Consider the following 22,645-nt stretch of genomic DNA (forward strand, 5'->3'; position numbering starts at 1 on the left):
CACTGTGATATTCTTTTAAGGTCTGGAGTTCTTTGTTTAGAGTCATAAATTTATTTTACCTCCTCAAATTTCTTTACAGTACTAGCCTGCCCTTCGAGTACCAAATATAAAACTAAGTCTTAGTCACAGGTATGGTGTTTATTAAAAACGTCTACAGATGAGCTGCAGGCTGGGAAGTGGATTAATCCGGCTGTCTTTTTTGAAGCAAACAGCGGCGATCTTTTCATTTAACCAAAAAAATAACCCGCCATTGAGTCGAGCGCTCTGGTGGGTTATTCCCCGGTATTGCTGATCATCTCTTATGGGAAGCCGGCCGGTTCGATGTCAGCGCATCGGAGCGGCTTTTTCAATTTATCAATCGTACCAAGCTGAGTGTTTTATCTGGTTCTTGATAGTAATAAGAGCAGGGTATTTAGCTTTTTGATTAGATAACAAGGGGAATCTTTATGAAAATTTATTTTCGAAGCATAAATGATATGAATAGAAACTAATACTGTTCTTTCATAAAGCCAATTTTAATAAAAAAAAATAAAACCTATGCTATTATTTTAAGAAGTGTCGAACAAGAACTATCATTAAGAAGGAAATGAGTGGGGTGGATAATATGTATATTGCAACTGAAGAAATTCAATTTTCATATGCTGATACCGATATGATGGGTGTTGTTTATCATGCAAACTACATAAAATGGTTTGAACTAGGTAGAACAAAACTTATAGAGGATATTGGATACAACTACTTAGATATGGAAAAAGCGGGATATTACGCACCAGTGCACAACCTTGAAGTTACATATAAGAAACCTATAAAGCTTGGAGATAAAGCCTTTGTCAAGACATGGGTGGAAAAAAATCACGCATTAAGAGCTGCCTATGGTTTTCAAATTGTCAACGGTGAAGGTGACATTTGCGCGGAAGGAACTACTACACATATCATCGTAAAAAAGGAAAACGGTGATTTCAAACCCGTTAGATTCAGTAAGGCATTTCCCGAGTGGTTTCAAAAATATGAAGAAATTAAAAGGAAAGTCTAGCAAAGACGGGAATGTTTATAAAACCATTCAGCAACGTCCCAATAATTCAACAGTTGCTTGGTCGTACGTTTCCTTCAAGCAACAACCCACCATTATGAAGAAAGGCAAAGAAGGATACATAGCCGGTCTTTGAATAAACACAGTAAAAGCAGCCGAGGTTTTAGATTTTTCTGGCACTAAATTTAATTCTGATTTAATCGTAAGATATAGGAAAATTAACGAAGGATTGAAAGGAAGTACACAATAATGAAACAGGTAGTTACAATGGAAGAATACATGAAAATGTGGGATAAAACTTTCCAGGTTGAATCTCCAGAAACGTTTCTCTTAAAGTGGAATTGCGTAAGTTGTGAAAAGGAAAATAGAGAAAAAGCTTCTGAATTTACTCAGATTGCAAATTTTGCTCTTTCGCATTGTTATAACTGTGGTAGCAGCAATATTATTGAGCTGAAAACTAAATCAATGATCATTATTGAGTATAATGCGAAGAAAATCTAATCATCGGTTTTTTCATCGCACGCCGTTACATGATGGATTACTTGAAAAAGAATCCGCCAATTAACGAGCAAATGCTGCGTATGATGATGCAAATGGGAATGAAACCATCGCAGAAGAAAATCAACCAAATGATGGCACAAATGAACAAGCAGCAGGATAAATAAGTCCTTGCTGTGTAAGGGATAGAACCGTGTTTAAAGCAGTTTTAATCCATTGTTCATTTGTTTAAATAGCGTAAAAGGTTAAACCTTCATCGCTGTTTTCACTTTATTTTGGTTTATTTCCCTTGTAAATAACGATAACCACCTTTTCTTGTTGAAAGATTAACTAAGAGAGGTGGTTTTTTTATGGAATTAGAAGATGTAATTAATGAGTAGATCTATTACTGTCTGCCGAAAGGATTCACGCAAAAAACCCTGATTAACAAGAAGCAGGAATTAAAGAATATCAAACTTTATTTGAAAGAGAAGCGGGAAATTACATAACTAGAAAATATTTATGCAGCAGTCTGGGCTACAGCCACAAAGTATCGTTTCAGTGTAAATGAAGAAGGTTGAAACCCCTAAAGTGCCGAAGAAGGTAATGAAAGGCTTTAATGCAGAAGACATATACAACATGATAGAGGCATTCAGCTACAAGAACTAGTGAAGCCCGCAACAAGGATATCATCGCTATGCTGGCGGACTGTGTGTGGGCTTAGAGCGATGGAGATACGAACACTGCCTTGTGAGAACGTAGGAGAAGCATCTATTCTTGTGCATGGAAAAGGAAATAAGGAGCATGTCCTGCGTTGAAAAAAGTGCTGGTGAAGTACGAGAGAATCCGCAGAGAGTATGTGAAAAACAGAATCCTTAAAGAGGATGCGTGTTTTTTATCCTATCAAGGACGAGGTCTCTGACATGTGTCATTAGATAATATAATAATGGAAGGAATTTGGTGAAACATCGCTCACGATTCTGGAATACTTGCTAATTGGCTTAGCTAGTGAGCTATTCCCCGAAACATTATTAAATCAAGAAGGAGTGAACAGAAAGTAATGAAAAGACTATGTATTATTCCATGCGGAGCAAAAAAAGTGTGGGATAAGAAACCGGATGCTGGACCAACAGAAGCGGAAAATGTTTATATCGGTTCGTTCCATAACTCTTGTCAAAATTATGCTTCTCGTTTCTTTGAACATTGGGTTATTCTTTCAGCGAAACATGGCTTCTTATTTCCGCAAGATATGATTCATTCAAATTACAATGTTGCATTTAATTCTAAGAGTCCCGAAATTATCAGCATTGATAAATTAAAACAGCAAATTCCAGAAAAAAAATTAGCGGATTTTGATGAATTAGTCGTTTTAGGCGGAAAAAAGTATAGAAAAGTTGTGGAGCAAGCTTTTGGAAGCAACTATAGCTATAAATACCCCTTGAATGATTGTAAGGGGATCGGTTATATGCTTCAAAAGCTAAACAATTCTTTGCTTATTAATAAGGAAATAACGGATTCGAGCAAGGAAAATAAGTATTAGCCGATGAAAGATATGACTTCTAAATATTGTTTTATTGATGCTGTTTTTAAGAAAGTTCCTTATACAAGCCCTTTAAAGAGCGTGCTTTTAACGGCTTTTCCTTATTGCTTTCTTGTTGTAGTGCTTTCGTTATCATCAAACCGAACTCGTTTACAATTTCAGGAGAGAAGCTATTTACACGAATGAAATGCTGCATCAAACTCTTCCACTGTTCCTTTGTCGAAACTAACTCAGTCCGCATGATATGTTGGAACGAATGACATTTCTTGCAAATGAGTTGAATAGCGATCAAATGGCATGCTTTATTGGAGAAATCGTATTCCTCTATTTCATGCAAGTGAAGGTGTTTCATTTCAGTCTCATGTTCAGGTGTCCAGCCACAAATAGAACACTTTTTTCCTTGCTGCTCCAATACAAAAGGATGCAATTTCTTCCCCCAGAAATAACGGCTAACAGTGTTCCTTATTGTGTATCCATGAAACAGCGGCGGTTTAGCAAAAGGAAGCAGCTTTGCACTAAATAAATATGTTTTTAGCGGTAAAACATAATTTAAATTTAAATGCTTGGAATCATACTGTTGAATACATAACTATGGAAAATAAAATGACTAAGCTAGAATACTGAATCGTATTGCAAGATGTTCTATGCTTGATAATCGAAATTTTAGTAGTAGCTAAGGAGAATTTATTAGAAAAAGGGATGAGTATCCATGAAGTCGCCAATCAAGCAGGCCATGCAAGTGCTCAGACAACGATGCTGTATATTAACGCAAGGAAACAATCCATAATTGACCAGATAAACCAGCACTAAGACATCAGTCAAGTGGTGTGTTTTTTCATGATTCTAGTATTTAATACTCGGTAAATATCAAAAAAATGTTATTTTGGGTGAAAAGTAGTGGTATAATTATTTTGTTGGTAAGAAGATACATAGGAGGAATATTATGAAAAAGATTATCGGATTCATTGCATTTCTAGTTTTAATGATTACGTTGCTGCCTGTACAACAAGCAGAAGCAAGTACGGGACATCACACTGTTAAAGTCGATACGAAATTAAATGTACGTGAAAAACCAAGCCCGAGAGCAAAAGTGGTAGGCTCTCTTAAAAATGGAGCAGTCGTATATGTTTATAGCACAGAACCGGGTGGCTGGTCGAAAATCAAATACAACAATAAAGCAGGATATGTGGCATCAAGCTATTTGGTTGAGCAAGGATCATACTCTCCGCCAAATAAAAATATTGATTATTATTATTATGGAGACTGGGGTTATTCTAGCGCAAGCAACTTGAATGTAAGGACGGCTCCGAGTAAGAATGGAAAAGTGATCGGCCAGCTGCAGAGATACGAAGACATTTATATTTATGGCACTTACTCGAACGGCTGGGCAAAAGTTGATTACTATGGTCGGACTGCTTATGTCTCATCAGACTACCTCATCTATTAAAGAGAACAATCCGTCTGCTCATTAAAACTAAGATAACCACCTTTTTCTGTTGAAAGATAAACAGGAAGAGGTGGTTTTTTGTGTTTTTAGAGGATGAAATCAGCAGTAGATATGAAAAAAGGAGAAAGATAAGAGTGATATAGCTTAAATATATTATATAAGTATGTTTTTTCCTTTCTGTAACGGTGAGGGTAATTGAAATTGTAACAGGTGTTTAGAAGCTAAGTATCAAATCAAATAGAGTGACTTAAGTCATGAAAAGTACGACAAAATAAACAGAAAAATAACTGCTGAAATTAAAAAACAGTATAAATAGCACAAACAAAGTGATAAAGTGTAAAATATGTTCCAAGCAAAGAAATATTTCCTAATAAATATATCAAAAGAAACGGATATAAAGGCGCGTTTGTTTAGTTGTAAAAGTTACGACAATGCGGGCAGGAAGTTAGGAGAGCACAGTTACAGTACTTTCCAGTGAAAATAAATGAACGTACAAAATTATCGGAAAAATAATGATTTCTTTTTATATTTTATTTTGAATAAAAATTTTAGAGTAGGTGAGCTATTTGGCATTAGTAAAAGAGTTAGGAGACTTGGTTAAAGGGGATATTCTTTATAGCGATGTTTATAAAAATGGAACATTGCTGCTTAGCGGAGGAACTCTGATCAACCGTACTGCAATAGAAAAATTAATTAATTGGAATATTTCAACTGTTGAGGTTCTGGAGGCCGGTGAAAGCATTCAGACTAATCAAGATACCTGGGAGGTAAAAAAGAAGACATCTATTTTATATTCAAAAGGAATTCTAAGTACAAAAAAGCTTTTTTATGACAGTTTGATTTATGTGGTGAATGAATCAAGATATGGATATGTTCTTCATGACAATGATAAACTCATGTGGCTAGAAAATTTGTTTATTCATGTAATGGAGGATGACCGTATTTCAAATGCAGTGTTTAATTTGAAGAAATTAGATTCATATAGTTATTACCATTCATTCGATGTTTTTTTACTGGGTTCATTATTAGCAAATGAAGTAGGAATAAGAGAATTAGATATATTTGCTGCGTGCTGCTTAGTTCATGATATAGGGAAGTTACAGATATCGAAAGAATTATTGAACAAGGAAGAAAAGCTAACAAAGAGTGACTTTGATATTTTAAAAAGCCACACAATGGAAGGAGTAACCTGGACAAAGAAAAATAAGCTGCCGAAAATATTTGAGACCATCTGTAAATCTCATCATGAACGTTTAGATGGATCAGGCTATCCAAATGGATTGACAGATAAAGATATTTCAAAAGAAATCCGGATAATGGGAATTGTCGATTCTTATTCCGCTCTAACCTTAAAGCGATCATATCGTGAGCCTATTTTAGCAACAAAAGCGATTGAGCTTCTATTAAATAAGAAAAAGAAATATGATTTAATGTATTTGATCACCTTTATTGAATTGCTAAATATATACCCGCCAGATTCAATTGTGAAGTTATCAAATGGTAAAAAAGCTCGAGTAAAGGTAGTCAATGATCAGCAGCCTTATCGACCAACATTACAAGAATTAGGTAGTTCAGTCACATTTGAATTACCTACAAATTTATCTGTAACGATTCCAAAATTCATCAGATGGGATCATGTAGAACAAGAAGCAGTAGGCTCTAAAAGGGAGCAGTATTGGAATTTATATATAAATAATTTAATAGCTGGAGATTGGGAAACAGCATTTGAAAACTATAAAAATTTGATCGATGGGCTAACTGTTGAAAATGTATTTATTGATGTTGTGGTTAAAACCATAAAAGAAATTGATCTTAGGTGGGATACTGGTCAACTATCAGTGGGAGAAGAGCATGATGCTTTATTGGGAATTCAACAAATTCTTCAACATATGCATAAAGAACAAGCTATGTATACTGATACTCAAAGGTGACCGGAAAAGCGCCTTCTCTTGGTGTGTTTTTCACTTTACATACTGTAGACAAACAAAATTTTTAACAGAATCACCTTTTGTTTCTTCACATAGAAGCTGTTTTGACGGGAGCCGATAAAGGCGGCGGGCGCGCGGCTTCGCTTTCCATGGGGCAGGCGCTGAGCTCGTCTCCGCCGCTTTGCGGCAGATCCGATCTCAGCTGCCATGCCAGTCCCATAGGAGTCTTCGCTGCGCGCCCACTGCCTGTGCGTTTAAACGAAACAGCCATGTCTGGCAGATCCATCTTTTGCAGCAGCGGCAATGGCGCAAGAGTATGCAGTCATGTCCTTGGCGTTTGTTCCACACATACAGCCTATCAGGACTTGCTTCTTCTCGCTGCTTTTGGTGAAGCCGCCCGGACGAAGACTCCTGCGGGACGTACAGTGAGTCGGGCGATCCCGCAGGCGCAGCCGAGGAAGCGCCCGCACTGCCCGCGGAAAGCGAAGTCCGGGTGGTTTCACCTGCCGGCTCCCGGTAAAAAAACGAGCCTGCTTCTCTGAAAGATACCTGCCTTTTTCGGTAATAGAAATTTTCGTTAAAAAGACGAATGCTGACTTTGTCTACACTCTGAAACACGTCATTAGTTGACGTGTTTTTCTCTTTTTAGTAACTGACTTATAGTGTAGCGCCTCAAAAAGGATCAGTATACAGATGAACTAACTGATCTAGATAAATTTTTATTTTTTTAAAGAGTAATTGATTGAGATGGGGGTACATATAAATATTGAGAGAAAAGGAGGGGCAGCAAAATGAAAAAACGATTCTTGTCTTTATTTATTCTTCCATTTATGTTGATCAGCGCAAGTGTCCCGGTACTAGCATCAGAATATGAAGATGAATTAACAGGTACCCCATATGAAATATTAGAAAAAGAAGGTATTTCACTAAAGCATTATATTGTTACATTCAAGTCTCCTAAGATTGAAAAAGGCTATTACCGAGCAACTGCGAGCAACGGTGAAACAATTCGTTTTAAGCCGACGGATGTTGAAATTGAATTATCTGTAGGAGATCGCATCCGGACTTACTGGGAAGATGGCGATTTTAACATTGCCGAATATGTAAAACCGGAAAAAGTGGTCTATACAATTAATCGTGTGTGGTATGAACATGGGCAGATGAATTTAGAAGGAACAAGCCCGCAGTCAGGCGATATTATTTTCAATGATGAAAATATATTCGGAAATGAACTTGTGCCCGGTGATAAAGTTATAGCTGAATTTGATCAAATATTCATTGAGAACGGTTTAATAGGCATTTATAAGAAAAAATAAAAAACTGTCCCCAAGGGCAGTTTTTTTATTTTACTTGCGCTTTTTTTAAGCTGCGAATGTGAAGTTGATCATATAAATTTAAAAGCCGGTCCAGTTCCTGGCTGTATTCAATCGCAAGAGGAGAAGTGAGTCCGGTTTGAAAAGCAATATTCAGCAGTTCAGTCCGCTTTGCTTCGATGGCGTCAAGCAGGGTTTCTTTATCCACAGCGGACCACCCTTTCCATTGTTTAGTAAATTACACTATCTAGTATACCCAATCATTTACTTATTTTCAAAAAAATTTGTCGTTTTTTCACTTTTTTCTGTTCACATATATGTCAAAGTGTAAAATCGCTCGTTTCTGTTACAATGGGAAGGGAAAGGATGTTGAATTCATGACCGATTTAAATATTTTCCTGGCGTTTGGTGCAGGTTTTTTAAGTTTTATTTCTCCTTGCTGCCTGCCTCTGTATCCTGCATTTTTATCCTATATTACCGGCATGAGTGTCAATGAGCTGAAAAACGACAATGCGATGCTGCAAAAACGAAGTATGCTGCATACTCTCTTCTTTCTTCTAGGTTTTTCGCTCGTGTTTATTTTGCTCGGTTTTGGGTCATCGTTTATCGGCCAATTTCTAAAAGAGTGGGACGATCTCATTCGTCAGCTTGGTGCGATTTTTATTATCTTTTTCGGATTGGTTGTGACGGGCATTTTACAGCCGAAATTTATGATGTCCGAAAAGCGGGTCGAATTTAAAAATCGTCCGGTCGGCTATGTTGGGTCGGCATTGATCGGCTTGGCATTTGGAGCGGGATGGACACCGTGTACCGGTCCTATTTTGCTTGCGGTTATTTATATGGCCGGCACGAATCCGGACTCTGCTATGCTCTATATGATGGCGTACACACTTGGTTTTGCCATTCCATTTTTTGTTCTGTCTTTTTTTATTGGACGGATGAAATGGATACGCACGCACAGTGCAAAGATTGTAAATATCGGCGGGTATGTTATGATAGGAATGGGTATTATCCTGTTTTTTGATTGGATGACAAAGATCATTATGATCCTGACACCATTGTTCGGCGGGTTTACCGGCTTTTAATTTGCCCTAAAGGAATGATCAATATGGATTGGATGGTTGCGGCATCATCCGTGGCAGCTGTTATGATGGGGATTGCCACTTTATTTGTCCGGATGAAAGCGGCTAAAAAACCAACTTCAACTAAAAAAATTATTATGCCGCCACTTTTTATGAGCACAGGTGCGTTCATGTTTTTATTCCCGATGTTTCGGGTAACCGGACTTGAATTGCTTGAAGCAGCGGCCGTAGGATGTCTTTTTTCACTCTTGCTTATTAAAACATCAAATTTTGAAATACGCGGTCATGACATTTATTTGAAACGATCAAAAGCGTTTCCGATCATTTTAATGACGCTGCTCGTCGTTCGAATCGTCGGAAAGCTTGTTTTATCGACTTCAATTGATGTAGGAGAACTCGGCGGCATGTTTTTTATTCTCGCCTTCGCGATGATCCTTCCATGGCGGGTGGTAATGTATAGAAAATATAAAGTATTAAAATGCCAGCTGCCAGAACGTTCTGTGGCCATGACAGAAAAAACAGCCTTTTAAGTGAAGGCTGTTTTTTCATGTTAAAATAAATGGCTGTATGGCGCGGCATCGATTTTCATTTCATCGAGTTTTTTTCGTAAGAATTTATGATCTCTTTTTGGTGTAGCCATAATATAGCCGCGGATAATTAAATCAAGGGAAATACGGCGGGCTTTTTCCTTCAAGGCAAGTTCGCCAATTTTGCCGGCGATTTTATGGCGGGCCACATCACGGAACAATTCCGGAACCGGGCTGACCAATTCTTCAAGCATATTTTTTTCTTCAGATCCCCACAATTTTCGTGTTTTGTCTACATAATATTCTTCCCAGTCCATGTCAGATCGGCCATCTTGTTTCGGCAGTTTTTTTAAAAACTTCCGAAACATGAAAAATCCGCCAATCGCAAACAAGCCTACGAGAATAAACGTCCAAGCGACGATAAAGTAAGAAAACCAGCCTTCAAGCATGCTGCAACCCCCGTTATGATATCTTCTTTGCTTTCATTATACCAAACAGAAGGCGTCTTGTTGATTCTTTTCAATATCCTATTCATCTGATATGATCGGAACATACATACGTGCAGGAGGGAATTGAAATGAAATTTATTCATACGGCTGACTGGCATCTTGGCAAGATGGTGCATGGCATTTCAATGATCGAGGATCAGCGCTTTATTTTGCAAGGGCTGATTCGATTAATTGAACGGGAGCAGCCGGATGCGCTTGTGATAGCGGGTGACTTGTATGATCGGTCGGTTCCGCCAGCTTCCGCGGTGAATTTGCTGAATGAAACGCTTTTTACAATTAATGTTGAAATGAATGTACCGATTGTCGCGATTTCCGGCAATCATGACAGCTCGGAACGGCTTGCGTTCGGCTCAACGTGGTTCCGGCAAAACCGTTTTTATCTTGCCGGAAAAATGGAAAAAGATATGTTTTGTCCAGTTATTGAAGGTGTTCATTTTCATTGTTTGCCGTACGCTGAACCTGGTGTTATCCGGCATTTATTTGACGATGATTCTGTTCATACCCACCACGATGCGATGAACGTGTTGACAGGCCGATTAAGTGAAAACATGGATTCGGACGGAATACATGTTGCGGTTGGCCATGCATTTGTAACTGGTGGCGAAACGAGTGATTCTGAACGCATTTTATCTGTTGGAGGAACAGGAAATGTTGGGGCCGAACTTTTTGCGCCATTTCAGTATACGGCACTCGGACACCTTCACAATCCGCAGGCGATTCATCATCCTTCCGTTAAATACGCGGGCTCGTTGCTCAAATATTCTTTTTCGGAAGCAGCGCATACAAAAAGTGTATCAATTGTGGAAATCGATGCACAAAAGCAGGTATCTGTCACAAAGGAAACGTTAAAACCAGTGCGTGAAATGAAAGTAATGGCTGGTTATTTTGATGAATTAATGGAGCAGGATGCCTCTGATGACTATATAAAAGTAATAATAAAAGGTGAAGGGGCGCTCATCGATCCAATGGCGAAGCTGAAATATAAATTTCCACATATTCTTCACCTTGAAAAAATGTCTGCTGCTCCCACTGCCTTTGAATCTGCTGCTTCAACGAAAAAAAAGCAAAATGAGCTGGAACTCTTTCAGGAATTTTATCACGCAATGACAGGACTCCCTTTTTCAGAAGAAAAAAGGGCTTATATGACAACCGTTCTGGAAGAAGCAAAAAAGGAGGATAGCCGCTTATGAAGCCGGTCACGCTAACAATGACAGCATTTGGTCCGTACGCAGGCCGTCAGGTCATTGATTTTTCAGAGCTTGAAAATCGAAAAATGTTTGTCATTTCCGGCAAAACAGGATCAGGTAAAACAACGATTTTCGATGCGATTAGTTTCGCCATGTATGGGAAACCGAGCGGAGACCACCGGAGTGCTTCAGAAATGAGAAGCCAGTTTGCTGATCCAAAACAAATGACGGAAGTCGCCCTCCTGTTCCAATTAAAAGGACGGACATTTTTTATTAAGCGGACGCCGCAGCAGGAAAAGCCCAAATCACGGGGCGGCGGTATGACGACGGCAGGTGCAGCGGCTGAACTGTATGAAAAAAAAGCGGATGGCAGTGAGGAGCTCCTAGCGGCAAACGTCCGGGATACAGATGAAAAAATGAACGAATTAATTGGTCTAGAAGCGAATCAATTCAGGCAAATTCTTATGATCCCACAAGGAGAATTTCAAAAACTGTTAATGGCCGGAAGCCAGGAAAAAGAAAAGATTTTGCAAAAGCTTTTTCAAACGTCTTTTTATAAACGTGTGGAAGATGTGTTAAAAGAAAAATCTGATGCGCTTAAAAAAGAAGCTGGAAAAGCGGCGGATCAGCAAATCGCTCTTTTAAAAAACCTGCCGGCCTATTCACTCGATATGCGTAATTTGCTTGAGCAGGAAACCATTCAAAAAGACGCTATCTTTACGCAGCTCGACATTGATTTAACTGAGATGAACAAGCAATATGAATTGCTGCAGAAACATGTGAAAGATGTGAGCAGCCACCGGGATTTTTTACTAGGGGAACGGGAACGGGGACTGTCTCGAAATGCACAGTTTGACCGGTTGGAGACGGCTCTTCAAGAAAAAGAACAGCTTGATGAAAAAAAAGAAGCTATAAAAACAAGCCAATCTCAAATTGACCGGGCAGAACGGGCGGAAAAGCTCCTTTCATACGAAATGGTTGAACAAAAAGCACGTCAAGCGGCTGAGGCGGCTATCAAACGCCGAAATGAAGCAGCAATAGCGATGCAAGAAGCAAATCGTTTATTTGAACAGGCGAGTGAGCGATTAAAAAAAGAGCAAGACCTGCAGCCAGCTCGTGATGAATCAGCGAAACAGCTGCAAAAGCTTCAGTCCATTAAAGATGCCGTTTATGCATATCGAAGTGCAGCAGATGATGCAAAAAAAGCGGAAGAGCGCCTGGAAAACATAAAACAAGCCGTCCTTCATGTGATGAAAAAGGATCAAGACATATCCGGCACTGAACAGGAAGTGGAGCAGTCGCTTCATGCTTTGCAGTCTTCGAAAGAAACATATTTAGAAACGGGACACTTAATCGAAAAACTAAGGGCGCTGCTTGATCAATTTCACGAACTGACAGTTGCTCAAAACGTGCTGAGAGAACAAGAGAATCTGGAAGAAGCGGCACGGCAGCAGGCTGAAAAAACAGCTGCGAGTGCTGCTGCCTCACTGGAAGAATTACGACATATCCGAATCGAATGGAATAAAGGGCAGTCGGCAATGCTTGCCCGGCAGTTGAAAGAGGGAGAGGCTTGTTCAGTATGTGGAGCTGTCCACCACCCAAATCCGGCCAAAGCAAATATTTCTCAATTGTCGGAACAGGAGCTTGAAGAAGCGGAAAAACAAGCTGAACGCCATAACCAAGAAAATCGCAATGCAGAACAAAAGTGGACAGAAGCCCGCTATTCACTGAAAAGTGCGCGGGACAATGTAGAGAAATTAGAAAAGAAGCTGCCTGCGGATTTTCAGGTGGAAAAGGCAGCTGCCCATTTAAAGCAAGCGGAAAAAAGTCGCAAGCAGGCAGAGCAGGATATGATCAAAAAAGAAAAGCTGGAAAAGCAGCTTCTTAACGTCAAACAGCAAAAAAAACAGCTCACTGCACAACTGGAACAAAATAGAATCGAAGAAATGAATGCAAATTCGGCCTTTATTCAATCGAAAAGTACCCTGCAGCAGCTTGAACAAGCCATCCCGGAACCGATGCGGAACAGTGACTATTTTACAAAAGAGCTTGACCGGCTGGGGAAAGAAACAACCGGTCTTCAAAACCAATATGAACAAGCTATGGAAGCCGTTCAAAAAGCAAATATAGCACGGCAGACGGCGGAGTCCGTTTTCAATGAGCGTATGCAGGCAGTACAAAATGCGAAGTCTATGCTGCATGAAGCGAAGTCTGCTTTTCTTCAAAAGTGCGAAGAAGCCGGTTTTGGATCGCTTGATCGTTATAAAGAAGCGACGCAGCTGATTGAGTCGCTTGCCGAAATGAAAGACGTGGTTCAGCAATATGAACAGAAGCAGCGCGATCTTCTTTTATTGATAACAGAACTTAAAACGGCTCTTGATGGATGTATCCGGACAGACATTGTAAAGCTGGAAGAAGAAATTTATACCTTAAATGAAGAGCTTGCCCGCTGGACGGATCAAGCCGCTTCAATTACGGCACAAATAAAAGAATCCATTCGTATTCGTGGATCGGTTGAAGAAATAGCCGGTCAAATGGCGCGGGCTGAAGAAGCATACCGCCTTGCGGGTCATTTATACGAAGTCGCACACGGGAAAAATGAACTGAAGGTGACATTTGAACGCTATGTGCTCGCCTCTTTTCTCGAAGATATTCTTGCTGCCGCCAATACACGGTTAACGGTGATGACGAATGGGCGGTTTTTACTAGAGCGTTTAACAGAACGGTCGAAAGGAAATGCGCAAAGCGGCCTGGACTTGCTTGTTTTTGATCAATACACGGGCGCTAACCGCCATGTAAAAACATTGTCCGGGGGAGAAAGCTTTAAAGCTGCCCTGGCGTTGGCACTTGGATTAGCTGAAGTGGTTCAAAATTATGCAGGTGGTGTATCGCTTGAGACGATGTTTGTGGATGAAGGGTTTGGTACGCTTGACCCCGAATCGCTTGATCAGGCGATTGAAACATTAATGGATATTCAGGCAGATGGCCGTCTCGTCGGTATTATTTCTCACGTGCCGGAATTAAAAGAAAGAATCGATGCGCGGCTTGAAGTAGGACAGTCCAACACTGGGAGCAAAGCGAAATTTGTTTTCACAGGAGAAGGATAAAAAACGTTCATAAAGTATTCATGATAACCAAAAGAAGAATGTTGAGAAATGAGCCGGTTTCCTCTACCATAAAGATATAAAAGCGGTTTGGAGGGATTTTTTTGATATCATTTCGATCTATTTTTATCGCAGCGGCGATCCTGATTATGTTATCTGCATGCAGCAATAGAGATTTTCAAGGTAATATGGATGTAGAAGTCCAAAACTTTACAAATGTGAACCAAAACGGTGAAGAGGTCAGCTTAGCCGATCTGGAAGGAAAGGTATGGCTGGCGAACTTTATATTTACAAGCTGCACAACGGTTTGTCCGCCGATGACACGGAACATGAGCGACGTGCAGGATATGCTGAATGAAGAAGGGGTAGAAAATTACGAAATTGTTTCATTTAGTATAGATCCGGCACGTGATACACCGGAAGCATTGAAAGAATATATTTCCCACTATGAAGCGGATGAATCCAACTGGCAGCTATTAACAGGCTATACAGAAGAGGAGATCGGCACGTTCGCGGAGAAAAGCTTTCAAGCGGTCGCAATTCCAGACCCGAATTCGGATCAATTTGTGCATGGAACAAGCTTTTATTTAGTCGATCAAGAAGGGAAAGTCGTTAAAAGCTATCAGGGAAATAAACAGGGAAGCGAAGAAGTTCCATTTGATGAAATTGTTCAAGATGTAAAGCAATTATCAGCGCAGTAACATAAAGGCGGCTCCAGATGAAAATCTGGAGTTTTTTTCATAAAACAAGTCTTGACTTTTCTGTAATTAACAAAAAATTAATATAAATTCTGTTGCAGGATAATGGATTAATGTGTAAAATGAATATGTAGACAATTATCTGAATAATCTAAATAAGGGGTGAATAAATATGAACTATGGAATGTACAAATTCGGCTCAACAAGCAGCGTCAAATGTGAGTGTGGATGGGAAGGGCAGCGGGCGGAACTCCGAAGTGCCATGGTTGTGCTCGAACAGACAAAGTGTGGATCCATTTTTGATGCGGAAGATGTCTATATTTGCCCGAAATGCAGTTCGAGAAAATACTAATCCCTCATTCTTAAGTCAAAAATCCTTCTATTTTGAGTCTATCTTTCGAGAAGTTCCTTCACCGATAAAAGTCAAATGCTGCATCAATAAGCGGGTTCCGTTCAAAGGAGCCCGCTTTTCCTGATTTTTTTTACAAGTGATCAATCGGCGATTATAATAAACGTAACCTATTGCACCGGAGGAACGATATGTCGAACGATAAATCACATTATTTTGCCCATGAATATGAATCAATCGAAATGCTGGCGGACCGAATTAGCGAGGCGCTTCTTTGCCCGATTACAATTGAAGATGCCAATCACCAAATTATCGCCTACAGCCGTCATGAGGGAGAAATTGATCCGGTTCGGATTGCGACGATCATGAGACGGAGAGTGCCGGAGCACGTGATTAACAGCTTATGGAAAAGCGGCGCTATTCCAACACTTTTTGAAACAGAAGAGCCCGTTATCATTCCGGCGATTGATCAAGTGTCTCTCGGTGAGCGCGTCGCCATCTCTGTCCGAAAACAAGATAAAGTGATCGGTTTTATTTGGGCGCAGTCTGGTGCGCATTTTTCAGGTGAACAGATGACGATTTTAAAAGAAGCAGCAAAAGCAGTGAAAAATCAGCTGCTGCAGCATGAAAAGCGAAAACGCGCCGCCGAGGAAAGCCATCAGGAATTTTTCTGGAAACTATTAACTGGTCATTTTACAACCCGTAATGAAGTAGAGCAAGCGAATAAAACGTATGGCCTGTCGTTAACCGGAAGCTTGTTAGTGATTCTTTTTGATTTTGGCCGTCCGATTGACCGGACGCTTGAACGGCAAATTGATTATTTGGCTGAAACGCTTCAACAGCTGTCATGCATTGCCCGGACATATGATGGTGAGCAGCTCGTTATGCTGATCCGCTTTAAAGAAACGGACGACTTGGACGCAGTCAGCAGCTACATTGACGATTTTATTGCCAAATCAGCAGAACGACTCGGCATTTCACCGGCGGGCGCCGCTGGTACAGCCGTTCAAAATCCGCTGCATGTGCAGGACAGCTATCAGGAAACGCTTCGTGTTTTTAGAATGAAGCAGCTTTTTTCCACGATCATACTGCCTCATTGCTTTGACAAACTGGGCATCTTCCAATCGATCGAACAATTCCGTGCCATCCGTTTAGGCAAAAGAAACGCCGTTATTGACGCACTTAATGCGTACGACGAGACGCATAATGCAAACATGCTTGAGTCGATTTATACATTTCTGGCTCATGACGGTAATGTAAACGATGCGGCCCGGGTCATGCATGTACATCCGAATACACTCGCTTATCGGCTCAAGCGAATTAGCGAAATTACCGGTTTTAACAGCAAAGACATGAACGAAAAAACAATTTTGTATATCGATTTATTGATCCGGCATATGGACCATTCTTTATTATAATCGAACGTATTTAGGTGGGTGAATTGGTTAGATCAGACTGAATGGAGTCTGGTGTACCAATGACAATTTTCGGTGACTTATCTGGGTCCAGCCATTTCATTAAAACGATTAAATGAGATTCGCTCAGTGCGAGGCAGCCGGCCGTCGGTGTAGATCCTGTACGCCAGCGGTGAAGAAAAATGGCGCTGCCCGCATTTTTTACAATCGGGTTTTCGTTGTAGCGGATGACAATGGCATGCTTATACAATTCATGATTAAGGCGTTCGAACGATTTCCAGCGTGATGAAGGATTGCCGCGGTAATAAATCCATTTGTTGTAATCAACGGAATTTGGATCATCGACCCAATAATGAAACCGGTTTGTGACCGTATAGCTCGTGCGGACACCAGCCGGTTTTTTTTCGTAGCCAAACATTCGGCCAATTTCGTACATGCCTGTGGGCGTCGCGCCGTCGCCTTCTTTTTTGTTAAATGAAAGCCCGCTTTTGCCGGTTACAGCAGGAGAAACACGTTTTAGCTGCCAGCTGCTTCCATTTTTTTCGTAAAGCCGGATTGTTGCTTTGACTGATTTTGTGCTTCCTTCTGCAAGGATTACTTGTTTACTGTCTTTTACATGTAAGAGAGCTGCTGCATATGGATCCGCTGCTGCTTGTGAAGGTGCCGGAATGAGTACGGCTGCCAGAAGAATACATAAACTTACTGCAAGTGCTTTACGCAAATGAATAATCTCCTTTTCTATAAAATAAAAAAGCAGACGGACCATTCCGTCTGCTCCTTCGTTTATTTTAACCCAGTATTGGCTTTCACCGTTACCTCTGCATACTTGCGTTCATCTGCTTTTGCAGAAACGATAGATCCGACGTATCCTGCAATGAAGCCGGCTGGTACGGAAATGATTGCTGGATTTGTTAATGGGAATAGAGCTGTTCCTGTTAAAATTGCAGTGCCTTCAGGGCTCCAAATATTCGGGCTCAATGCAACGAGAACAAGAGCGGTGACAAGGCCTGTCACCATCGCAGCAAGTGCGCCGGTTGTATTAAAGCGCTTCCAGTAAATCGTGTAAATGATGACGGGCAAGTTGGCGCTTGCTGCGATACAAAATGCAAGCGATACGAGAAAGGCAACATTCATCGACTGTGCACCTAGAGCCAAAATGATTGAGATGACAGATACACCAATGGAAGCGAAGCGGGCTGCTTTCATTTGTTCCTTTTCTGTTACATTTCCTTTTTTAATAATTTGTCCATAAATATCATGGGCAAAAGCGGATGCACCCGATAAGACGAGACCGGCTACGACAGCTAAAATGGTGGCAAAGGCAACAGCGGATACAAATGACATTAGCAAGTCACCGCCAAGTGCTTGAGCGAGAAGCGGGGCAGCCATGTTCCCGGCTGCGTTCGCAGCGACAATGTCTTCTGACCCGACAAAAGCAGCGGCACCAAAGCCAAGGAAAATCGTTAAAATATAAAAGACCCCGACAATCCAGGTCGCATAAACAACAGAACTGCGAGCTGTTTTCGCATCTTTTACGGTAAAGAAGCGCATAAGAATGTGAGGAAGACCGGCTGTTCCGAATACAAGAGCGATCATCATCGACATCGTATCAATGCCATTTGTATATTTTACGCCAGGATTTAAATACGCATCGCCAGCAGGTGTAACAGATTTCATATCGCTGAACATTTTTAAAATATTAAAATCAAATTTCATTAAAACAAGGAATGAAATAATAATCGTTCCAATCATTAATAGAACAGCTTTAATAATTTGTACCCAGCTGGTGGCAGCCATCCCGCCCCACAAAACATAGGTAGTCATCATAATTCCTACAAGTAAAACGGCGATCCAGTAATCAATGCCGAGCAGCAGTTGAATTAATGCACCGGCCCCAACAAGCTGGGCGATCATGTAAAATAAAACGATTGTTAATGTGCTGACGGCGGCGGTTCCACGAATTTTTTGCTGATTAAAACGTGCGGTAATCATGTCAGCAAGCGTATACTTCCCTAAGTTGCGGAGCGGTTCAGCGACAATATACAACACGACAAGGTAGGCAACGAGATAGCCAATGCTGTAGAAAAACCCATCAAATCCGTTTAGCGCGATGGCACCCGCAATTCCAAGGAAAGAAGCAGCGGACAAATAGTCACCCGCAATAGCGATCCCGTTTTGCCAACCGGTCAGTCCGCCGCCAGCAGTATAAAATTCGCTGGCTGAGTTTGTCCGCTTTGAAGCAAGATATGTAACAAAAAGTGTTAATCCCACAATCGCGACGAAGAAAAAGAGTCCAAGAACGCTCATAGACGATCACCTTCCGATTTGTTATGTTTAGTCAAAACTTGATCTGCTTCTGCATCAAATTGATTTGCTTTTTTGACGTACATCATGCAAAGGGTCCACGTCATAATAAACTGTGCCAGGGCAAATATCCATACTAATGAGATGTCGCCAATAACAGGCTTGTTTAAAACAGTGGAAAATGAAGTTAAGAGCGGCAGTGTAAAATAAAACAATAAGAAAAAGACAGTAACAGGAAGCAAAAACTTGTTTTTCTTTCTGACCAGTGACTTAAAATCTGGACTGGCTGCAATCGTTTCATAATCATGATTCCGCTGCGGCTGTACAACATGCTCGACTTTCTGCTCCATAATAGACCTCCCCTAGGCCGTAATCAATTCTGTAATCGCTTTCAATTAAGAATTGTATCTCTATTCTAAAAAAACAAGCGCAGATTAGCAACTGTTTTCGACAAAAAAGTGAACTTTTTAAGAAAAAAAGACTAATCGGTCAGAAATATAGTCTTTCATTTTCTTTCCATTCTTTTTCGTGTACAATCAGAAAAAAGACAGTAAATGGAGCGGATCGACATGACAGAAATAAAATCGGTTGGAGTGGCTGTATCAAATGTAACAGGTGCGAGACTCCGGATTATTCACGCTATCCTCTATTCAATTCAAGCAAAAGAATTGCTTGCATTGAAAGCGAAAAGCCGTTTTTCAAAAGAAGAGGCTGTCCCTTACTTTAAAGCAATTGCGGATGAAATGAAAAAGCGCAATAACGTTTCGGATCAAGTGCTGCAGCTTGATGTATTCATGGCTTTGTCTAAATTGTTGAAATTGCCGGCCTCGCGCTTAAATGAAAAAGAAAAAGTGACGGCACGTGCGGCAGAGATTGACAATAAGTGGTTTGAAAAAAAAGCGAAAAAGGATAAATCAATTGAAGAACAATTTGAAGCGTCTCTTCTGTCAAATAAATTGGAGTTTATGCTTCATTATGAATATGTAAAGCTGCTGGAACGGTTTTTAAAAAATGAAAAAGCGGATGAGGAAAAAGAACCGTTGCAAGAAAACATTCGGCGCTATTGGGAACAGCTTCCAGATTATAAAAAAGTGCAAATTTTTGAACACTTGAAAATAAGCCGCGATGCCTCATTTGACACTATCATTGCAGACATAGGTACAGCTTCACTTCTCTTTGAAATGGGCACTCGGTCAGGCCTCGCCATGTATGGCGCTATTTTGCCGCCTATTCAAAAAGATGTGCCGCCGGGCTTGCCGAAGGAATTATGGATTCTTCACCCCGATGCTTTATTTACAGCAGATGCGGCGATTAAAACGTTATTGTCGGGAAGCTGGTCGCTGCCAGCAGCTATGATGGTTTTGTATATGCCGGATGAAAGTGCTCAAGCTGTTGATGAATCGGTTTTGTCATCTGAATGGATGACGAGAGAATCTGCTTACCTGCTGCTGCTTAGACAAATAAATGAACTGAAAATGGACCAGCAAAAAGAAGAAACAAACATTCTTCAAATTAAGCAAGAGCTTGCTTTAGCGGAAAGTGCGGAAGAACGTGCGCAAGTTGTTTATCATAATTTGCGTGAGCGTCTGATTGTGCTGTTAAAAACAGACGGTGCGCGTCCGTTTCTCGGAGATGTCAGTGTGTCAAATACACGATTAAGAGAAAAATTAACACGGGTGACGACCAAAATGGAAACAAACAAGTTAAAAAAGGGCGTCTTAAAAGCGACCGGGGCGTGGCTGTCAAATACGTACTTCCAAACGGAAAAAAATACATTGGAGAAAAAACTTCAAGCATCGTATGAAAAAATGGCAGATGAAGTAATGGAAAAGTATCCGTATTATGAAGCCGATTTAATTGCGGAGTTAACGGCCGCACGTACAACCGTAAACGGATGGCAGTTTGAAAGCGGCCGGCTCAGAAAAAAAGAAGCAGAAGCATCAAAATCTTTAGCCGAAATGAAAAGCGAAGAGCTGAAACTGCGCGAGAAAGCGGCGGAATCCGCTTCCAAAACGCAGGGTTTAAAACAGCTGGGCGCTGAAGAAGTACTTGCCGAGAGTCCTATCGCTTGATAGGACTCTTTACTTTTGATACGTTATTAAAGGTGTCTCAAAAAGAAACGCGACATTATAACTATTTTATTTTGCAATGGATGCATAATATGGAAGGGGAAATGTATGAAAAAAATATCAACCGTTTTTTGGTGGACCGCGGCATTAGTCCTGGCTGCCACAGTGTTTGGAGCGGCTGCTCCTGAATCATTCGGTGCAATGACGGCGAATGTGCAAGGATTTATTACGTCCGCATTTGGGTGGTACTATTTGATTTTAGTATCTGTTGTTGTTTTATTCTGTCTTGTACTTGTATTTAGTCCAATCGGTCAAATTCGACTAGGACAGCCGGGTGAAAAGCCAGAATACTCGACTGCCACATGGTTTGCGATGCTGTTTAGCGCTGGGATGGGAATTGGTCTCGTCTTTTGGGGTGCAGCTGAACCGCTTAGCCATTACGCGATTTCAAGTCCGCTTTCAGAACCGGGAACAGATGCGGCGCTTCGGGAATCATTGAGATATTCGTTTTTCCATTGGGGTCTCCATGCATGGGCCATTTATGCAGTCGTTGCATTAGCGCTTGCATATTCCCAGTTTAGAAAAGGAGAACCGGGACTAATCAGTCGAACATTGAAGCCGGTACTCGGAAAGTATGCTGAAGGATGGATTGGAACAGTCATTGATGTGATTGCTGTTTTTGCCACTGTTGTTGGGGTTGCCACAACGCTTGGCTTTGGCGCCGCACAAATTAATGGCGGTCTTTCGTATTTGTTCGGGGTACCTGTTTCATTTACAGTACAGCTTATAATTATTGCGGTTGTAACTGTTTTGTTCATCATGTCCTCCCTGTCCGGACTGGGTAAAGGGATTAAGATTTTAAGCAACGCAAACATGGTCCTAGCGATTGCATTGCTTGTTTTAATGCTGATTCTTGGACCAACCATGTTTATTTTAAATATGTTTACAGATACAATCGGTTCATATTTGCAAAACATTATGCGGATGAGTTTTCAAATTGCGCCGCTTAATGAAGAGCACAACAGCTGGATTAACGGCTGGACGATTTTCTACTGGGCATGGTGGATTTCCTGGGCGCCATTTGTCGGCGTATTTATCGCCCGGGTATCCCGCGGACGGACCGTACGGGAATTTTTAATTGGTGTCCTGCTTATGCCTTCATTGGTGAGCTTTTTCTGGTTTGCAGTGTTTGGTGCATCCGCCATGAATCTTCAAATGGAAGGTGCAGCAGACTTAACACAATATGCGACAGAAGAAGTATTGTTCGCTGTATTTGATGAGCTGCCACTGTCGCAATTACTATCCGTGGTTGCCATTTTGCTTGTTTCTACTTTCTTTATTACATCAGCGGACTCTGCTACGTTTGTGCTCGGCATGCAAACAACGTATGGATCGTTGACACCGCCAAACAATGTAAAAGTCACATGGGGCATTTTCCAGTCGCTTATTGCGGTTGTGCTTTTATACAGTGGTGGACTGCAGGCGCTTCAAAACGCAGCCATTGCTGCAGCGTTTCCATTTTCGGTTATCATGATTTTAATGATGGTTTCTCTTTATAAGGCATTTGCACTAGAACGAAAAGAAATGCGCAAAAAAGATGGGCGGAGACCGCTCACATAATGATCATAAATCCCTCATCGTTTCCCGGTGGGGGATTTATTTTGCT

The 22,645-nt window shown here is 40.9% G+C and carries 23 protein-coding genes; 17 read left to right on the top strand and 6 right to left on the bottom strand.

Annotated elements, in window-relative coordinates; all coding sequences use genetic code 11:
* Positions 1-604: 604 nt before the first annotated feature.
* From NLX67_RS19835 to NLX67_RS19850, 4 genes are all read left to right on the top strand, one after another.
* Positions 605-1,033, top strand: a complete 429-nt coding sequence (locus NLX67_RS19835) for an acyl-CoA thioesterase (protein WP_046179023.1) — start codon at positions 605-607, stop codon at positions 1,031-1,033.
* A gap of 246 nt (positions 1,034-1,279) precedes the next feature.
* Positions 1,280-1,531, top strand: coding sequence for a hypothetical protein (locus NLX67_RS19840; protein WP_046178982.1), 252 nt, complete (start codon positions 1,280-1,282; stop codon positions 1,529-1,531).
* Positions 1,531-1,695: a YneF family protein gene (locus tag NLX67_RS19845; protein ID WP_082091466.1), complete on the top strand. Its 165-nt coding sequence runs from the start codon at positions 1,531-1,533 to the stop codon at positions 1,693-1,695. The genes NLX67_RS19840 and NLX67_RS19845 overlap by 1 nt, the downstream gene beginning before the upstream one ends.
* 872 nt (positions 1,696-2,567) lie before the next feature.
* Positions 2,568-3,047 carry a DUF6884 domain-containing protein gene (locus NLX67_RS19850; protein ID WP_046178981.1) on the top strand — a complete coding sequence of 160 codons (480 nt, stop codon included), beginning with the start codon at positions 2,568-2,570 and terminating at the stop codon, positions 3,045-3,047.
* Between the two features lie 46 nt (positions 3,048-3,093).
* On the opposite strand, the gene NLX67_RS19855 is transcribed toward NLX67_RS19850, so the two are convergent.
* On the bottom strand, positions 3,094-3,474 hold the full coding sequence (locus tag NLX67_RS19855; RefSeq protein ID WP_254313161.1) for a hypothetical protein: 381 nt from the start codon (positions 3,472-3,474) through the stop codon (positions 3,094-3,096).
* 516 nt (positions 3,475-3,990) lie between these two features.
* Between NLX67_RS19855 and NLX67_RS19860 the strand changes: the two genes are divergently transcribed.
* From NLX67_RS19860 to NLX67_RS19875, 4 genes are all read left to right on the top strand, one after another.
* Entirely contained in the window at positions 3,991-4,494 is a 504-nt protein-coding gene (locus NLX67_RS19860) for an SH3 domain-containing protein (RefSeq protein WP_254313162.1), read from the top strand.
* A gap of 566 nt (positions 4,495-5,060) precedes the next feature.
* Entirely contained in the window at positions 5,061-6,425 is a 1,365-nt protein-coding gene (locus NLX67_RS19865) for an HD domain-containing phosphohydrolase (protein ID WP_254313163.1), read from the top strand.
* A 77-nt stretch (positions 6,426-6,502) separates the two neighbouring features.
* Positions 6,503-6,964, top strand: a complete 462-nt coding sequence (locus NLX67_RS19870) for a hypothetical protein (RefSeq protein WP_254313164.1) — start codon at positions 6,503-6,505, stop codon at positions 6,962-6,964.
* A 249-nt stretch (positions 6,965-7,213) separates the two neighbouring features.
* Positions 7,214-7,738: a hypothetical protein gene (locus tag NLX67_RS19875; RefSeq protein WP_254313166.1), complete on the top strand. Its 525-nt coding sequence runs from the start codon at positions 7,214-7,216 to the stop codon at positions 7,736-7,738.
* 25 nt (positions 7,739-7,763) lie between these two features.
* On the opposite strand, the gene NLX67_RS19880 is transcribed toward NLX67_RS19875, so the two are convergent.
* Positions 7,764-7,943, bottom strand: coding sequence for an aspartyl-phosphate phosphatase Spo0E family protein (locus NLX67_RS19880; RefSeq protein WP_254313167.1), 180 nt, complete (start codon positions 7,941-7,943; stop codon positions 7,764-7,766).
* Between the two features lie 169 nt (positions 7,944-8,112).
* On the opposite strand from NLX67_RS19880, the gene NLX67_RS19885 reads away from it, so the two are divergent.
* Entirely contained in the window at positions 8,113-8,820 is a 708-nt protein-coding gene (locus NLX67_RS19885) for a cytochrome c biogenesis CcdA family protein (protein ID WP_046178975.1), read from the top strand.
* Positions 8,821-8,843: 23 nt separating this feature from the next.
* Positions 8,844-9,347: a CcdC family protein gene (locus tag NLX67_RS19890; protein WP_046178974.1), complete on the top strand. Its 504-nt coding sequence runs from the start codon at positions 8,844-8,846 to the stop codon at positions 9,345-9,347.
* 20 nt (positions 9,348-9,367) lie between these two features.
* Here the strand turns inward: NLX67_RS19890 and NLX67_RS19895 are convergent, their stop codons facing one another.
* A complete protein-coding gene (locus tag NLX67_RS19895; protein ID WP_254313169.1) occupies positions 9,368-9,793 on the bottom strand; it encodes a DUF2621 domain-containing protein in 426 nt (141 codons plus the stop codon).
* Between the two features lie 128 nt (positions 9,794-9,921).
* Between NLX67_RS19895 and NLX67_RS19900 the strand changes: the two genes are divergently transcribed.
* The 5 genes from NLX67_RS19900 to NLX67_RS19920 all read left to right on the top strand — a co-directional run bounded on the left by NLX67_RS19900 (position 9,922) and on the right by NLX67_RS19920 (position 16,609).
* Positions 9,922-11,043 (top strand): exonuclease SbcCD subunit D, encoded by a 1,122-nt coding sequence (locus NLX67_RS19900; RefSeq protein ID WP_254313171.1) that lies wholly within the window; start codon positions 9,922-9,924, stop codon positions 11,041-11,043.
* A complete protein-coding gene (locus NLX67_RS19905; protein ID WP_254313172.1) occupies positions 11,040-14,147 on the top strand; it encodes an AAA family ATPase in 3,108 nt (1,035 codons plus the stop codon). Before NLX67_RS19900 ends, NLX67_RS19905 begins: the two co-directional genes overlap by 4 nt.
* A gap of 101 nt (positions 14,148-14,248) precedes the next feature.
* Positions 14,249-14,845 (top strand): SCO family protein, encoded by a 597-nt coding sequence (locus tag NLX67_RS19910; protein ID WP_254313173.1) that lies wholly within the window; start codon positions 14,249-14,251, stop codon positions 14,843-14,845.
* Between the two features lie 169 nt (positions 14,846-15,014).
* Positions 15,015-15,194 carry a hypothetical protein gene (locus NLX67_RS19915; protein ID WP_254313174.1) on the top strand — a complete coding sequence of 60 codons (180 nt, stop codon included), beginning with the start codon at positions 15,015-15,017 and terminating at the stop codon, positions 15,192-15,194.
* 188 nt (positions 15,195-15,382) lie between these two features.
* On the top strand, positions 15,383-16,609 hold the full coding sequence (locus NLX67_RS19920; RefSeq protein WP_046178969.1) for a PucR family transcriptional regulator: 1,227 nt from the start codon (positions 15,383-15,385) through the stop codon (positions 16,607-16,609).
* 10 nt (positions 16,610-16,619) lie between these two features.
* Here NLX67_RS19920 and NLX67_RS19925 read toward each other — a convergent pair whose 3' ends face one another.
* From NLX67_RS19925 to NLX67_RS19935, 3 genes are read right to left on the bottom strand one after another with little or no spacing between them, the layout of a single operon-like run.
* On the bottom strand, positions 16,620-17,372 hold the full coding sequence (locus NLX67_RS19925) for a L,D-transpeptidase family protein (RefSeq protein ID WP_082091464.1): 753 nt from the start codon (positions 17,370-17,372) through the stop codon (positions 16,620-16,622).
* A 17-nt stretch (positions 17,373-17,389) separates the two neighbouring features.
* The gene (locus NLX67_RS19930; protein WP_254313175.1) at positions 17,390-18,913 is read right to left on the bottom strand and encodes a solute symporter family protein; all 1,524 of its coding nucleotides are present in this window, start codon (positions 18,911-18,913) and stop codon (positions 17,390-17,392) included.
* Entirely contained in the window at positions 18,910-19,260 is a 351-nt protein-coding gene (locus NLX67_RS19935; RefSeq protein WP_254313177.1) for a DUF485 domain-containing protein, read from the bottom strand. The genes NLX67_RS19930 and NLX67_RS19935 overlap by 4 nt, the downstream gene beginning before the upstream one ends.
* Before the next feature lie 219 nt (positions 19,261-19,479).
* Between NLX67_RS19935 and NLX67_RS19940 the strand changes: the two genes are divergently transcribed.
* Positions 19,480-20,982 (top strand): hypothetical protein, encoded by a 1,503-nt coding sequence (locus NLX67_RS19940; protein WP_254313178.1) that lies wholly within the window; start codon positions 19,480-19,482, stop codon positions 20,980-20,982.
* Positions 20,983-21,087: 105 nt separating this feature from the next.
* Positions 21,088-22,599, top strand: a complete 1,512-nt coding sequence (locus NLX67_RS19945) for a glycine betaine uptake BCCT transporter (RefSeq protein WP_254313179.1) — start codon at positions 21,088-21,090, stop codon at positions 22,597-22,599.
* Positions 22,600-22,645: the final 46 nt, after the last annotated feature.

Origin of the sequence: Domibacillus sp. A3M-37, from assembly GCF_024213455.1 — a bacterium.
Lineage (GTDB): Bacteria > Bacillota > Bacilli > Bacillales > Domibacillaceae > Domibacillus > Domibacillus tundrae.

Coding starts and splice junctions, on each gene's coding strand:
- NLX67_RS19835 (WP_046179023.1), top strand. CDS start 605: ATGTATATTGCAACTGAAGAAATTCAATTTTCATATGCTGATACCGAT.
- NLX67_RS19840 (WP_046178982.1), top strand. CDS start 1,280: ATGAAACAGGTAGTTACAATGGAAGAATACATGAAAATGTGGGATAAA.
- NLX67_RS19850 (WP_046178981.1), top strand. CDS start 2,568: ATGAAAAGACTATGTATTATTCCATGCGGAGCAAAAAAAGTGTGGGAT.
- NLX67_RS19860 (WP_254313162.1), top strand. CDS start 3,991: ATGAAAAAGATTATCGGATTCATTGCATTTCTAGTTTTAATGATTACG.
- NLX67_RS19875 (WP_254313166.1), top strand. CDS start 7,214: ATGAAAAAACGATTCTTGTCTTTATTTATTCTTCCATTTATGTTGATC.
- NLX67_RS19885 (WP_046178975.1), top strand. CDS start 8,113: ATGACCGATTTAAATATTTTCCTGGCGTTTGGTGCAGGTTTTTTAAGT.
- NLX67_RS19890 (WP_046178974.1), top strand. CDS start 8,844: ATGGATTGGATGGTTGCGGCATCATCCGTGGCAGCTGTTATGATGGGG.
- NLX67_RS19895 (WP_254313169.1), bottom strand. CDS start 9,793: ATGCTTGAAGGCTGGTTTTCTTACTTTATCGTCGCTTGGACGTTTATT.
- NLX67_RS19900 (WP_254313171.1), top strand. CDS start 9,922: ATGAAATTTATTCATACGGCTGACTGGCATCTTGGCAAGATGGTGCAT.
- NLX67_RS19905 (WP_254313172.1), top strand. CDS start 11,040: ATGAAGCCGGTCACGCTAACAATGACAGCATTTGGTCCGTACGCAGGC.
- NLX67_RS19915 (WP_254313174.1), top strand. CDS start 15,015: ATGAACTATGGAATGTACAAATTCGGCTCAACAAGCAGCGTCAAATGT.
- NLX67_RS19920 (WP_046178969.1), top strand. CDS start 15,383: ATGTCGAACGATAAATCACATTATTTTGCCCATGAATATGAATCAATC.
- NLX67_RS19925 (WP_082091464.1), bottom strand. CDS start 17,372: ATGGTCCGTCTGCTTTTTTATTTTATAGAAAAGGAGATTATTCATTTG.
- NLX67_RS19930 (WP_254313175.1), bottom strand. CDS start 18,913: ATGAGCGTTCTTGGACTCTTTTTCTTCGTCGCGATTGTGGGATTAACA.
- NLX67_RS19935 (WP_254313177.1), bottom strand. CDS start 19,260: ATGGAGCAGAAAGTCGAGCATGTTGTACAGCCGCAGCGGAATCATGAT.
- NLX67_RS19940 (WP_254313178.1), top strand. CDS start 19,480: ATGACAGAAATAAAATCGGTTGGAGTGGCTGTATCAAATGTAACAGGT.
- NLX67_RS19945 (WP_254313179.1), top strand. CDS start 21,088: ATGAAAAAAATATCAACCGTTTTTTGGTGGACCGCGGCATTAGTCCTG.